Origin of the sequence: Desulfoferula mesophila (genome assembly GCF_037076455.1) — a bacterium.
Lineage (GTDB): Bacteria > Desulfobacterota > Desulfarculia > Desulfarculales > Desulfarculaceae > Desulfoferula > Desulfoferula mesophila.
In genome coordinates, this window is record NZ_AP028679.1 from 549,326 (window position 1) to 562,210 (window position 12,885).

13 protein-coding genes are annotated in these 12,885 nt (G+C 62.1%); 5 read left to right on the forward strand and 8 right to left on the reverse strand.

Annotated elements, in window-relative coordinates:
* Positions 1–234: 234 nt before the first annotated feature.
* From AACH32_RS02540 to AACH32_RS02555, 4 genes are all read left to right on the forward strand, one after another.
* The gene (locus AACH32_RS02540; protein WP_338605130.1) at positions 235–402 is read left to right on the forward strand and encodes a hypothetical protein; all 168 of its coding nucleotides are present in this window, start codon (positions 235–237) and stop codon (positions 400–402) included.
* A gap of 90 nt (positions 403–492) precedes the next feature.
* Positions 493–1,023, forward strand: a complete 531-nt coding sequence (locus AACH32_RS02545; protein ID WP_338605132.1) for a lipocalin family protein — start codon at positions 493–495, stop codon at positions 1,021–1,023.
* A 318-nt stretch (positions 1,024–1,341) separates the two neighbouring features.
* Entirely contained in the window at positions 1,342–1,614 is a 273-nt protein-coding gene (locus AACH32_RS02550) for a hypothetical protein (protein ID WP_338605134.1), read from the forward strand.
* Positions 1,615–1,818: 204 nt separating this feature from the next.
* Entirely contained in the window at positions 1,819–2,040 is a 222-nt protein-coding gene (locus AACH32_RS02555) for a hypothetical protein (protein WP_338605136.1), read from the forward strand.
* A 137-nt stretch (positions 2,041–2,177) separates the two neighbouring features.
* On the opposite strand, the gene AACH32_RS02560 is transcribed toward AACH32_RS02555, so the two are convergent.
* From AACH32_RS02560 to AACH32_RS02595, 8 genes are all read right to left on the reverse strand, one after another.
* Positions 2,178–2,780 carry a PqiC family protein gene (locus AACH32_RS02560; protein WP_338605137.1) on the reverse strand — a complete coding sequence of 201 codons (603 nt, stop codon included), beginning with the start codon at positions 2,778–2,780 and terminating at the stop codon, positions 2,178–2,180.
* A 15-nt stretch (positions 2,781–2,795) separates the two neighbouring features.
* The gene (locus tag AACH32_RS02565) at positions 2,796–3,827 is read right to left on the reverse strand and encodes an MlaD family protein (RefSeq protein ID WP_338605139.1); all 1,032 of its coding nucleotides are present in this window, start codon (positions 3,825–3,827) and stop codon (positions 2,796–2,798) included.
* The gene (locus AACH32_RS02570) at positions 3,824–4,636 is read right to left on the reverse strand and encodes an ABC transporter ATP-binding protein (RefSeq protein ID WP_338605141.1); all 813 of its coding nucleotides are present in this window, start codon (positions 4,634–4,636) and stop codon (positions 3,824–3,826) included. The genes AACH32_RS02565 and AACH32_RS02570 overlap by 4 nt, the downstream gene beginning before the upstream one ends.
* A gap of 3 nt (positions 4,637–4,639) precedes the next feature.
* Positions 4,640–5,773 carry an MlaE family ABC transporter permease gene (locus AACH32_RS02575; protein WP_338605142.1) on the reverse strand — a complete coding sequence of 378 codons (1,134 nt, stop codon included), beginning with the start codon at positions 5,771–5,773 and terminating at the stop codon, positions 4,640–4,642.
* Between the two features lie 130 nt (positions 5,774–5,903).
* On the reverse strand, positions 5,904–6,224 hold the full coding sequence (locus AACH32_RS02580; RefSeq protein ID WP_350341553.1) for a hypothetical protein: 321 nt from the start codon (positions 6,222–6,224) through the stop codon (positions 5,904–5,906).
* Between the two features lie 32 nt (positions 6,225–6,256).
* Entirely contained in the window at positions 6,257–7,066 is an 810-nt protein-coding gene (locus AACH32_RS02585; RefSeq protein ID WP_338605145.1) for a DUF2092 domain-containing protein, read from the reverse strand.
* 110 nt (positions 7,067–7,176) lie between these two features.
* Positions 7,177–8,136 (reverse strand): tyrosine-protein phosphatase, encoded by a 960-nt coding sequence (locus AACH32_RS02590; protein ID WP_338605146.1) that lies wholly within the window; start codon positions 8,134–8,136, stop codon positions 7,177–7,179.
* Positions 8,137–8,250: 114 nt separating this feature from the next.
* Entirely contained in the window at positions 8,251–8,955 is a 705-nt protein-coding gene (locus tag AACH32_RS02595) for a lipid-binding SYLF domain-containing protein (RefSeq protein WP_338605148.1), read from the reverse strand.
* Positions 8,956–9,846: 891 nt separating this feature from the next.
* Here AACH32_RS02595 and AACH32_RS02600 point away from each other — a divergent pair.
* Positions 9,847–12,882 (forward strand): FAD-dependent oxidoreductase, encoded by a 3,036-nt coding sequence (locus AACH32_RS02600; RefSeq protein WP_338605149.1) that lies wholly within the window; start codon positions 9,847–9,849, stop codon positions 12,880–12,882.
* Positions 12,883–12,885 lie beyond the last annotated feature (3 nt).

Sequence of the window (12,885 nt, forward strand, 5' to 3'; positions counted from 1 at the left end):
GCGCGGCCCCTCCCACTGGCGACACGGGTTCAAATCCCGTTGGGCACGCCATAGCATATCGCGGGGTCCGGCCAAAGGGCTGGGCCCCGTTTTGTTCTGGGGAGGCGGGTTTGCTAAAAATCAAAAAACCTACCACCGCGGGCGGCAATTTCCGTATAATATAAGTAGGAATAATTACCAGTAGAAGTAAGCGCCCTAGAACCCTTCCGCACACTATTATGTGAGGAGAGAGCCATGGCTGAACCAACGAAAACCGACTGGAATTATGTTTGGGTGAAGGACAAGGCCGGCAACGAGTTCATCTGCAAGATTGGCGACCTCAAGGATCCCGCCAAGGCCTCCAAGGAGGAACTCGCCAAATGCCTTGACGATGCCAAGGCCGGTGTGCCCCTGGGCGACTAGCCGCCAAATCCTACCGATGCGCTGTGATGAGAGGCAGGTTCATCAACCTGCCTTTCATCGCGTGATAGACATTTTGGAGACCGAGATTTCATGGTCAAAACCTTCCTGGCTTTCCTTTTGTTGTTACCTCTAATGGTGTCATGCGCGGACAGAGCGCCTGTTGACGGTCATACGGTCTCCAAGGTCGATCTGCAGCGATACAGCGGCAAATGGTACGAGATCGCTTCTCTGCCGAATTCTTTTCAAAAAGACTGCTTTTGCACCTCGGCCGAGTACTCTTTGGAAGATGGTTATGTCAAAGTAGTCAATCGCTGCCGCAGAGGATATGTCCATGGTCAAGAGGACGAAGCGGTCGGTAAGGCTTGGCCGGTGAAGGGAAGCAACAACTCACGCTTGGAGGTAAGTTTTTTTTGGCCTTTTAAGGGAGATTATTGGGTCATTGGTTTAGATGAGGATTACCAGTGGGCCATAGTCGGTCACCCGGATAAGAAATATCTTTGGATCCTTGCGCGCAAGCCTCATATCTCTCCGGCTTTATATAAAGAGCTGATAGAAAAAGTAAAGGACATGGGGTACCAAACGGAAAATTTAAATAAAACGGTTCAGGCCTGTGGGGAATAATATTTTATATTCACTTCATTTGAACGGGGCCATAATTGCCAAGTCGCTTGCATTGACTGGTTACGCTGCCACCATTTGATCCGCCGGGGCGTGTACCGGTTAAAGTGGCCAGGCGGCCCAGGACTGCGGAGAGAGACTGAAAATCGCGGGGCACAGCCATTGGGCTGGGCCCCGTTTTGTTTTAGTGAAGCGGCTGCAAGCAAAACGGGCTTTTCTCAGGGCAGTGCGGGGCGAGGAAATTTAATGGTCGTAAATAGGTTTGGGCAATGTACAACGTTTATAATAATTAAATAAACCTATGGGAAGGAGAGAGTAAACATGCCCACGCCGCAACAGCTGGAATTGGCCCACAATTTTATCCTGCGCCATTTGATGGGGAAAGGATATGCGCCCTTTTACACCGAGGTGGCCGCCCAATTGGGAGTGAGCATGGAGGAGGGGCGTCAGCTTGTCCACGAACTCATCAAGGCCGGGGTGCCGGGTTTTCTGTTCCCCGAGACCGACCACATCGTAGCCATGCCCCCTTTCAGCAGCCTGCCCACCCACAACCGCATAAGCATCGAAGGCAAGCCGGGATGGTACGCCCAGTGAGGCTTCGAAGCGCTGGCGGTCTGCTGGCTATATCCCGGAAAAAAAGTCCAGATCGACACCTTCTGCCTGGATTGCGGTGAGCCGATCCATCTGGAGATGAAAGACGGCAAGATACTGAATTGCGATCCCGCCGAGGGGATAGTGGGTTACACCTGCCTGCCGTTCAAACAGTGGTTCGACAACATGTCCTACGCCTGAAGCACCATGAACCTCTTCCGGTCGGAAGAGCACGCCAAGAACTGGAAGGGCTACAAGGACAACACCGAGGCTGGCATCGTCCCGGTGGAAAACCTGGCCCAGGCCTTTGGCATTAGCCTTTTCACCCGCCGCCTGGACCCTGATTACGTCGCCAAGCTGGGCGAGTATGTGCAGGAGCTAGTGCAAACGGTCTCGGGCATGGGGCCGTTTTGGCAGATGGGAACCTAGGCGGACTGTCCCTCCCCGCTGGTCAAGTTTTAGGCTCGGGTTAGGGCGCAGCCGACCACGGCCTAGCCGCCAACGATAAAGGGCCTGCCGCAACTCATGCGGCAGGCCCTTTTAGCGCCAAAGGTCTGGGGCCTAATCTACGGCAGGGTTTCCTGCAGGGAGGTCGCAATGCGGCGGCTCAGGTCGGCCAGGGCCTCGCTGTGGGCGGTTACCAGATCCTTGGGCGAGGAGCCGGGCACGTCGATGATGATCCGGCAGCCCTGGAACAAAAGCAGCTTGTGGTTGTCGCCGCCCAGGACCGACCAGCGGGCTGTCAGCCCGAACTTCCCGCCCGGCGCGCCGTCCAGCCGGGTCACCTGCACTATGAGCTGGTAGTTGGATTGCTTGAACTCGTTCCATTTGAAGAAGGTGTAACCCTTTTTCCCCAAAAGCTCGTTCAGGTTGTCCTGCAAGGTCAAGATGACGGCTTTATCGACCGGCTCCGCCCAGCGGTTGAATTCCAGCAGGCGCAACTCCTCCGGACTGACCCGTTCCACCATCTGGGGACGATTGACGTAGGCCGGGACGGTAACCGGGCCGATGCTGATCATCTTGCCGCCAAGGTCCGCCTTGTATTGGCTGGTGGCGTCCTTGGGGGCAATCGGGTTGAGCATGTAGAACTTGCTCGGGGGGCTGGAGGCGCAGCCTGCGAGGATCAACACGGAGAACAAGGCTAGGGCCCCGATGGTTTTTTTGTTCATGGCCGTCTCCACGGTTTATTTCTTGCCTTCGATCAAGGCCTCTGGGTGGCGTTCCAGATAGGCGGCCAGGTCCCTTATGGAGCTTGCGGCCGCGGCCAACTCTTCCAGGGCGTTGTTGATCTGGTACCTGAAGTGAGAGTCCTTGCCCAACATGTTGTCAGCCTGTTCCAGGGCCTTCTTGGCGGCCAGCAGTGTGTCCGTGGCGGTATTGGAGGCCGTGTTCAGGCTGGCGACCAAGGGCCCCAGGCCGTTGTCGGTCTTTTGCAAAATGGCTTCGGCGCTGTTGGACAGCCGGGCCACCCTTTCATTGGTCTGGTTGACCAGCTTGCGCGTATCGGTCACCGTGCCCACCACCTCGTCGGCCAGGGGTTGTGCCCGCGACTCGACGATCGACATGGTGCTTTTGGTCTTCTGCATGATCGTTTGCAGATCCTTGAGCGAGGCCTTCAGCTCCGGCGCGTTGACCAGCTTGGCCAGGCCCTCCAGCACGGCGGAGGTCTGGGTGGCGATTTCGTCCAGGTTGATGCGCTTGAGCGTATCGCTCAGCTGGTCCAGGGCCGAGGGGATGGTGGGTATTTCAATCACGGGTCCATCCGGGTTCACCAGCTTTACCGGGGTGTCCGGAAAGAAGTCCAGGGCCACCACCAGTTGGCCGGTGATCAAGCTCTGGGTTTGCAGCTGGGCCCGCAAACCATGGGCTATGAGGTCTTTGGTCCTTTTGCGCTGCGCTTCCAGGGTCTTGGGCGCTTCGCCTCCTATTATGGAAAAGCTGCTGGGGTTCAGGGCGATGTATACCGGGATGTCCACCGTCAGCTTGCTGGGGTCGTAGTTGACGACGATGTTGCTGACCGTGCCCACCTTGACCCCTTTGAGCAGCACCGGCGAACCGATGGTGAGTCCCTTGATGGCGCCCTGGAAGTGCATAACCCGCGTCTCGGTCTTTTCAAAGAACGTTCCCGAGCCGAAGATCATGACCCCCACCACCAACAAGGCCAAGGCGGTTACCAAAAACCCGCCGACCATCTTGTTGTTGACTTGTTTGCTCATTGTCCGTCCCTCTCCGCCGCCGGGCCGGCGGGTGAACTTACCGGTTTGGTGCCATCGTCCAGCCCGCGAGTCAGGAACCTGCGCACCTTGGGATCGCGCGATTGTTTCAGCAACATATTGGGATCGCCGCCGGCAATCATGGTTTTGCTCTCGGGGTCCAGAAAAACCGAGTTGTTGCCTATGGCGAAGATGCTGGCCAGCTCATGGGTGACCACCACGATGGTGGTGCCCAGGCTGTCGCGAAGCTCCAGAATCAACTCGTCGAGCAGATGGGCGCTCACCGGGTCCAGCCCCGCCGAGGGCTCGTCGAAGAATAGTATCTTCGGGTCCAGGGCCATGGCCCGGGCCAGTCCCGCCCGTTTTTGCATGCCGCCGCTGATCTCGGAGGGGTAGTAGTCCTCGAAGCCGGACAGGCCCACCAGGGCCAGCTTCAGGGAAGCCATCTCCTGGATCTCCGATTTGGTCAGATCGGTGTATTCATTGAGGGGCAGGGCGATGTTCTCGGCCAGGGTCATGGAACTCCACAGGGCCCCGCTCTGGTAAAGGACCCCCACCTTGCGCATGATGGCCTCGCGCTCGGCCACCGTCGCTTTCCAGAAGTTGACCTTGCCGTACCAGACGTCGCCGGTAGCTGGCTCCTTGAGCCCGGTGAGGTGGTGCATGAGGGTGCTTTTGCCGCAGCCGCTGCCCCCCATGATGATGAAGATGTCGCCCTGGTTCACGGTGAAGGTGAGGTCCCGTTGCACCACGAAGCTGCCATAGGCCATGGTCAAATCCTTGACCACTATGCTGGGTTCAGGTGTGGCCATGGTTTATATCCCCAGGACGTTGCACATCAGGGTGATCAGGGCGGTGGCCACGATGATGCTCACGATGGAGGTAACCACCGCCGAGGTGGCCGCGTTGCCCACCGCCGAGGCGCTGCGTCCGCATTGCATGCCCCGCATGCATCCGGCCACCGCCACCAGCACTCCGAAAACCGCCGCCTGCAAAATGCCGATGGCGAAATCGGCCAGGCTCACCGAGAGCACCGTCTGGTTATAGTATTCGACCACTCCTATGTTCAGCATGCCCACGCCCACGATAAGCCCGCCCAATACCCCCAACAGGTCGGCGTACACGCAAAGCAGGGGCATCATCAGGGCCAGGGAAAACACCCGGGGCAGGACCAGAAACTCCATGGGCGGTATGCCCATGGTTCTCAGGGCGTCGATTTCCTCGTTTACCTGCATGGTGCCCAGTTGGGCGGCAAAGGCGGCGCCCGTGCGGCCGGCCATGATGATGCCGGTCATGATGGCGCCCATGACCCGGATCATGGCCACGCCCACCAGGGAGGCCACGTAGATCTGGGCCCCGAACATCTGCAGCTGCACGGCCCCCACGAAGCCCAGGATCAGGCCCACCAGGAGGCTTATCAGCGAGACGATGGGCAGGGCCTGCACGCTGCATTCCTGGGCGATGGCCAGCATGTCCGAGACGCGCAGCTTGGAGTGCCCCTTGATCAGCTTGAGCGAGGAGATGGACACCGCCCCGATGAAGTCCAGCATCTCTCCGGCGGAATGTTGGAAGGCGCGGGCTTCCAGGCCAACCCTCTCCAAGAACGACTCCTGTTGGAACTTGCGCCGCGCGCCCTTGCGCTCGGGCACCGCCGCCGCCAAATCCAACAATCGCACCGCGCCGTCGGGCAGGCTTTTGACGGTAAAGGGCAGCTTTTTTTCAGAGCACACCTCGCGCAAATGCTGCACGAAGATCAAAAGCGTGCTGTCCCAGGAGGTGATGCCCTCGGCCTCCAGGTCCACTGCGGTCACCGACGGACCGGCGTCCAGCTCTTGTCGCAATAAAGCGGCGCTGGGGCGTTCCACGGTCCGCAGCCAGTCGCCCGCCAAGTGGACCGCCAGGAGTTGGGGTGAAGGCCTGGTCAGGTTAATGCTGCAAGCGGCGCTCATTTTGGCAAAACTCTCTCGCTGCTCCAAGGGCGGCCATGCCCCATTGGGGCCGTAAAGGGGCCGGCAAAAGGGCGAACGGATTCGCGCCAAGCCGTGCTTGCCTTATTGTACTACCTTGGCGCGAGTCAAGTTAGCGCAGGCCGACCCGGTTGACGGGCCCGCCAAGGTTTACGGGCGCGACGCCGGGGCCGGGCATGACGCCCACGCCCGGCGCTCCCACGCCCACCCCGGGCCTGACGCTCACGCCCGGAGCCCCCACCCCTACGCCCGGCATGACACCGACCCCCGGGGCCCCCACGCCCACGGTGGAGCGCCGCGCCACGCCCGCATAGCTCACCGGGGTCATCGGCCGGCCGACAACCGCCTCCGCTGTGTTGGAAAAACCGCCGCCCAGGCTGGCCAGAAGATCGCCATGCCACGCCAACCAACCGGCGGCGACCACCAGCAGCACCAACAGACTCTTCCTCGTGGTGGTAAAGGTCATCACTTTTTTGCTCCTTGGGGGCGCTGGTTGGGCAACTCATCCAGCTCGATGAGGGCCTCCGGCTCCAGTTGGGTGGCTCCGGCCGGCGGGACGAAAGTAAAGGCGCCCGCCTTGGGCTTGACCCCGCCCTTGAACGACTTGACGTGAATCGTATGTTGCGGCGCGCAGTTCATGGTCTTGCTGGTTATAACCAGCTTGCGCGGTATAGGCTGGTCGCCGGCCTGCACCCACAATTGCCAATCCGTATCAAAGTTGCGGAAGGCCAGATGCTCGCAGGACACCCCGTCGACGATCCCGGTGCCCAGGTATTTGGCTTCCAGCACCCCGGCCGCCAAGGCCGCGTAGGGATCGGCCACCAACAGATCCGCCCCCGGCAGGGCCACGCCCCGGCCCGCCCTCAAGGAGGCGATCAACTGATCCAGGGTCCCCCCGAATGCGAACTGGGCGTAACCGTTGGCGCGCTTGCCGTAGACGGTTACGGTCTTACCGTCCACGAACATGGTCACGTCCGCGTGACCCGAGACCCGGTGGGCCCACAGGCGGTTGGGCCGGCTGAGCAGCAACTCGCCGGAGCTGTTGAACTGTATCTTCTCCAGCTGGGGGGTGATGATCTCTATGGAGCTGTCAAAAGTCAGCTCGATGGTCTTCAACTTGCTCATGTAATCCGACATGGCCTGCAAGATGCTCTTGGCGGCGTCTTCTTGCGGCTGGGCCAGGGCCGCCGGGACGCTGCAGAGCAGGCCCAGGCACAACAGGCAGGCCGCGAAAATCACCCTGGCGCCCTTGGTCGGTTTTTTTGAGGACAACATGGGGAACTCCCCTTCAACTTCTGGGTTGCGTTGCGCGATCGCCGGCCCGGCCTGGCACCGCTTGGCCCGCGATCAAAGCGCGGTTATCGTTTTCCGCCCCGATTGCTCTGCTACGGCTTGGGGTTGACGATATACATCTTCCGCAGAGTCTCTTGCTGGGCGGGGCCGATGCCCAGGCCCTCGGAGAAGTATTTTTCGATCGAGCCGTATTGCTTGTCCATCTGGTCAAAAGAGGCTTGCAGATACTCGGGCTTCACGCCGAAGATCGCCAGGGCGATGGAGCGGTCGCCGCCGGCCGCCGCGAAGGCGTCGATGGCCCGTTGAAACTGCGGGAGGGTGTACTGGTTGGTGCGCATGTAATCCGCCATGACCGTCTGTCTGGGCACCCCCAGCAGGGTGAGCAGGGCGGCGGCGGCCCAGCCGGTGCGGTCCTTGCCGGTGGTGCAATGAAACACCGCGGGCAGCTTGCCGGGCTCGGCCAGGGACAAAAAGAGCTGGCGATAGGACTGGCGGGCGCTGGGCAGCGTAATGAACTCGCGGTAGGCCCCTTGGAACAGGGCCTCTATGCGTCCGTTTCCGAGCACCACGTTGGCCTTCTTCGGCTCGTGCATCAGCGCTTCCAGTTCCGCCGGCGCGGCCGATTTGGCGTCGGCCAGCACGTTCAACAGGTGGTAATGCACGCCGGGCGGAATTTGGTCGGGTCTGGCCTTTACCTCCGAGGTGGTGCGCAGGTCATAGTCGTTCTTCAACTCCAGGCGCTCGAGCTTCTTGATGTCTTCGGCGCTCATCGGGTTGAAGGTGTCCGAGCGATAAGCCAGCCCGCGCGCGACAATGGCGCCTTGGCTGGTCTTGTAGCCGCCCACGTCGCGCAGGTTGGGCACCGGGGGGATGCCCAGGGCCAGGCCCAGGCTTTGGCCGGGCGCCAATATAGGCAAGGAGCCGTCCGGCGCTTTGGCCCAGCCGGCGGTGCCGGTCAAAGCGAGGGCGGCCAAACCCACCGCGGCCACGAGGGCGAATCTTCGCGCGTTTTTGGTCCACGATATCCGGTGACCCATGAAGTCCTTTTGCACTTTGCTGCCTCCCTTTGGCCCGGAGCAAGCCTCCGAGTCTGTCCCGCGTACACGGGGGAGCTGGTTATTTCAGCGGCCTCAGGGTGAGTCGCCTCACCGTTGCCGCCGTTCCGGCTATTGCCAGGCCTTGGCCACGGCCTCTTCCAGGATCGCCCGGAGCTTTTTGGCCGCGGCCAGCTTGCCGCCGGGATGGGCCAGCACGGTCTCCATCTTTTCCTTGCCGTAGGCCGCCTGGTTCATGGACTGGGCCGGGCTCAGGGACATGTTCTGGAAGGCGGTGCCCAGATAGGCGCCGCTGGAGGTTGAGACGGTCAAAACCTCCAGGCCTTCGCCGACGTTCCCGCTGCCCGAAGATCTCACGCCCCAATCACCCAGGGCAAAGCCGCCCATCCCGCCGAACTTGCTCACCCCCTTGATGAGCTCGTCCACCGCCTTGTCGGTCATGATAAGCATGAGCACCTGGGAACTGGAGGCTCCCGCCTGCAGGCCCAGGGTGATCTGGCTGGTCTTCAAAAACACCGGGTCGCTCCAGACCTTGCCGTGACGCCGGAGCAAGAGGCCTTGGCCGCGCTCGTAGCCCACGATGAGGCTGCCCATATCCTCGCTGGGCACCAGGTAGACCGCCCGGACTCCGCCCAGCATGTTGCGGATGGCCTGGGCCTGCTTTTGTTTCAGGAAATCGTCCAGCATCTTGGCGGACTGCTCGGTGAGCTTGGCGTAGGCCGGCTCCTTCTCGGCGGCCTGGGCCGGGACGGCCGACAGGCAGGTGACGAGCCAAAGCAAGGCCAGGGTCAGCATCAAGGCGGGTTTGAACTTCATTTGCCGTTTCTCTGGTCCAAAAGTTGTCGTTGCGGGCCTTTCCCCGGGCTTGGTTTCTTCCCCGTGGCCGAACCACCCCGCGGCCTTTCTTGCTGGCCGGGGGAGATCAGCATTCTTGTACGGGAGAAAATGCTGCCCTTGGGGCAAGACCGCCTCCGCGCTCCATCGGCAAACGCGGGCCAATTCTGATTGGGCTTTAATCAGCGAAAAGCGTGCCAATATCCCCTTTGCGGGACATACCACACGATTAATAATAATATTGCATGGTTATCTGTAAGGGTCCAGACGCGGCGCGCCGAAGGGAGCCTGGGTGGTGCCTAAATATAGTCACCAGTGCCTATCGTGCGTCATTAGAGGCCGGTGAGAAGAACCCGCGGGTCATACCGCTGCCATGGGCCGGCCATCACGGCGCCGGCGGCGGACCACGGGCCGGGCCCGCCCATGGCCGCCCCGGGCGTCCTGGTCTGCCCTTGGCCGATAGGCCCAAGGAGGCCCCCGGCTAAACCACCATTGAAATTAGCGATTTGACTGGGGGAGTTGATTCTCATTTAATATCAGCAGCAAAACTTGAAACAATGGTGTGCGCCATGTCCCAATTTTTCGGCTTTACTTGAGAGCCTACTGATCATGCTGCCCGGGCAAGGTAGTCAGGGAAAGCCGGTGAACCTCTCTCTCCGCTTACTTCCTTAAAAACCGATAAAAATCCCTGCTCCCACCGGGTTGATCATAGCTTCGGACGGGTCCGTCTGGTGCGCGTATTTCATCGGGAGGTGAGGGGATGGCCCGCTGTTTGCCCCTGCAACCCCAGCCTACCCGCGAGGGGGGCGAGCCTTGGAGGGCAGGGCGCTGCCTCCGCCTTTTTGCGGCCACATCAATGGCCAAGGAGTAGTTATGGCAACCCAGTTCAATGCGCATAAACCGGTGGGAGCGGTGATGGTGGTGGGTGGCGGCGTGGCCGCTATCCAGGCCTCGCTGGATCTGGCCGACACCGGCTACCTGGTCTACCTGGTGGAAAAAACCCCGGCCATCGGCGGGGTCATGTCCCAGTTGGACAAGACCTTCCCTACCAACGACTGCTCCATGTGCATTCTCTCGCCCAAGTTGGTGGAGTGCGGCCGTCACCCCAACATCCAGATACTCACCAACACTCAGGTCATGGGCGTGGAGGGGTCGGTAGGCGCCTTCCGGGTGAGCCTGCACCAGAAGGCCCGCTATATCGACCTGAGCAAGTGCATCGCCTGCGGGGCCTGCGCCGAAAAGTGCCCCAAACGGGTGCCCGACCTGTTCAACTGCGGGCTGAACCAACGCCGGGCGGCCCATGTGAAGTATCCCCAGGCCGTGCCCCTGAAGTACTCCATCGACTCGGACAACTGCATCTATTTCCAGAAGGGCAAGTGCCGGGCCTGCGAGAAGTTCTGTCCGGCCGGCGCGGTGGATTTCACCCAGCAGGACCAGGATCTGACCCTGGACGTGGGCGCGGTGGTGCTCTCGGCCGGGTTCAAGCCCTTTGATCCCACCCCCTTTGCCCAGTATTCCTACACCAACTTCCCCAACGTGGTCACCGCCCTGGAGTTCGAGCGCATCCTGAGCGCCAGCGGCCCCTGGATGGGCCACCTGGTGCGCCCCAGCGACGAGGGCGAGCCCAAACGCATCGCCTGGTTGCAGTGCGTGGGCTCGCGCGACGTGAACAACTGCGACCACGGCTACTGTTCCAGCGTGTGCTGCATGTACGCCATCAAGGAGGCGGTGATCGCCAAGGAGCACTCCCACGGCGGCCTGGACACCACCATCTTCTTCATGGACATGCGCACCTTCGGCAAGGACTTCGAGCGCACCTACGAGGGGGCCAAGGACAAGGGGGTGCGCTTCGTGCGCAGCCGCATCCACTCCATCAGCGAGCTGCCCAACCACGACCTGCGCCTGGAGTATGTGGACGAAAAGGGCCGGGCCCACAGCGAGGAATACGACCTGGTGGTGCTCAGCCAGGGCCTGGAGATGGACCGCGACACCGCCGACATGTGCCGCGGGCTGGGCCTGGAGCTGGCGGAGTCGGGCTTCGTGGCCAGCGGCTCCTTCACCCCGGTGGCCAGCAGCCGCCCGGGCATCTACGTGTGCGGGGCCCTGGCCGGACCCAAGGACATACCCCTGAGCGTCATGGAGGCCTCCGCCGCGGCCTGCGCCGCCTCGGGCGACCTGTCCGTGGCCCGGGGCAGCCTGGTCGCGCCGCCGGTGGAGATTCCCCAGCGCAACGTGGCCGGCGACTCCCCCCGGGTGGGAGTCTTCGTCTGCTCCTGCGGCATCAACATCGCCGGGGTGGTGGACGTGCAGGCGGTCATGGACTACGCCGCCACCCTGCCCAACGTGGCCTACGTGGAGAACAACCTGTTCACCTGCTCCCAAGACACCCAGGACAAGATGGCCCAGGTCATCCGCGACCAGGGGCTCAACCGCATGGTGGTGGCGGCCTGCAGCCCGCGCACCCACGAGCCCCTGTTCCAGGAGACCCTGCAGGCGGCCGGGCTCAACAAGTATCTGTTCGACATGGCCAACATCCGCAACCAGACCTCCTGGGTGCACGCCGACGACCCGGTCAAGGCCACCGAGCGGGCCAAGGACCAGGTGCGCATGGCCGTGGCCAAGGCCAGCCTGCTGGAGCCTTTGAACGAGGCCAAGCTTTCCATCCTGCCCAGCGCCCTGGTCATCGGCGGGGGCCTGGCCGGCATGAACGCGGCCCTGGAGCTGGCCAAGCAGGGCTACCCCACCCACCTGGTGGAGCGCGACACCCAACTGGGGGGTAACGCCCGCCTGCTACGCATCACCGCCAAGGGCGACGAGGTGGCCCCCTATCTGGCCGAGCTGGTGCAGCGGGTGGAGGACGATTCCAACATCACGGTGCACCTGGGCACCACCATCCACAAGGTGGACGGCTTCGTGGGCAACTTCAACACCACCCTGGCCGGCGAGGGCGGCGATCAGGTGGTGCAGCACGGGGTGGCCATCATCGCCACCGGAGCCGGGGAATACCGGCCCACCGAATACCTCATGGACCAGCACCCGGCGGTGAAGACCCACCTGGAGATGGACGCGGCCATCGCCTCCGGCGAGGTGGACCCGGCCAAGGTCAACTGCGCGGTGTTCATCCAGTGCGTGGGTTCCCGCGAGCCGGATCGCCCCTACTGCTCCAAGGTCTGCTGCACCCATTCGGTGGAGAGCGCCCTGTGGCTCAAGGAGCACAACCCCGAGAGCCAGGTGACCATCCTTTACCGCGACATGCGCACCTTTGGCGAGCGGGAGCTGCTCTACAAGAAGGCCCGCAAGGCCGGGGTGCTGTTCGTGCGCTACGACCCGGAGAACAAGCCCCGGGTGGAGGCGGCGGGCGAGCAGGTCTCGGTGGTGATCAAGGACAACATCCTGGACCGCGACCTGGTCTTCAACGCCGACCTGTTGGTGCTGGCCAGCGCGGTGGTCAGCCACCGCGACGAGGCCCTGGCCCAGATGTTCAAGATCTCCCTGGACCAGGACGGCTGGTTCCTGGAGGCCCACGTCAAGCTGCGTCCGGTGGACTTTGCCACCGACGGGGTGTTCATGGCCGGTCTGGCCCACTATCCCAAGCCCATGGAAGAGGCGGTGGCCCAGGCCCAGGCCGCGGTGTCGCGGGCGGTGACCGTGCTCTCCAAGGGCGAGATGTGGCTGCCGGGCACCGTGGCGGTGATCGACCAGAACAAGTGCGTGGGCTGCGGGGTGTGCTGGACGGTATGCCCCTTCAAGGCCATCGACCAGGACGAAAACGGCCTGGCCGTGGTGAACGAGGCCCTGTGCAAGGGCTGCGGCACCTGCGTGGCCTCCTGCCGCTCGGGCGCGCCCAACCTGCGCGGCTTCTCCAATCAAGACGTACTGGCCCAAATCAGCACCATGCTGCTGGGCTGACGG

Coding starts and splice junctions, on each gene's coding strand:
- AACH32_RS02540 (WP_338605130.1), top strand. CDS start 235: ATGGCTGAACCAACGAAAACCGACTGGAATTATGTTTGGGTGAAGGAC.
- AACH32_RS02545 (WP_338605132.1), top strand. CDS start 493: ATGGTCAAAACCTTCCTGGCTTTCCTTTTGTTGTTACCTCTAATGGTG.
- AACH32_RS02550 (WP_338605134.1), top strand. CDS start 1,342: ATGCCCACGCCGCAACAGCTGGAATTGGCCCACAATTTTATCCTGCGC.
- AACH32_RS02555 (WP_338605136.1), top strand. CDS start 1,819: ATGAACCTCTTCCGGTCGGAAGAGCACGCCAAGAACTGGAAGGGCTAC.
- AACH32_RS02560 (WP_338605137.1), bottom strand. CDS start 2,780: ATGAACAAAAAAACCATCGGGGCCCTAGCCTTGTTCTCCGTGTTGATC.
- AACH32_RS02565 (WP_338605139.1), bottom strand. CDS start 3,827: ATGAGCAAACAAGTCAACAACAAGATGGTCGGCGGGTTTTTGGTAACC.
- AACH32_RS02570 (WP_338605141.1), bottom strand. CDS start 4,636: ATGGCCACACCTGAACCCAGCATAGTGGTCAAGGATTTGACCATGGCC.
- AACH32_RS02575 (WP_338605142.1), bottom strand. CDS start 5,773: ATGAGCGCCGCTTGCAGCATTAACCTGACCAGGCCTTCACCCCAACTC.
- AACH32_RS02585 (WP_338605145.1), bottom strand. CDS start 7,066: ATGTTGTCCTCAAAAAAACCGACCAAGGGCGCCAGGGTGATTTTCGCG.
- AACH32_RS02595 (WP_338605148.1), bottom strand. CDS start 8,955: ATGAAGTTCAAACCCGCCTTGATGCTGACCCTGGCCTTGCTTTGGCTC.
- AACH32_RS02600 (WP_338605149.1), top strand. CDS start 9,847: ATGGCAACCCAGTTCAATGCGCATAAACCGGTGGGAGCGGTGATGGTG.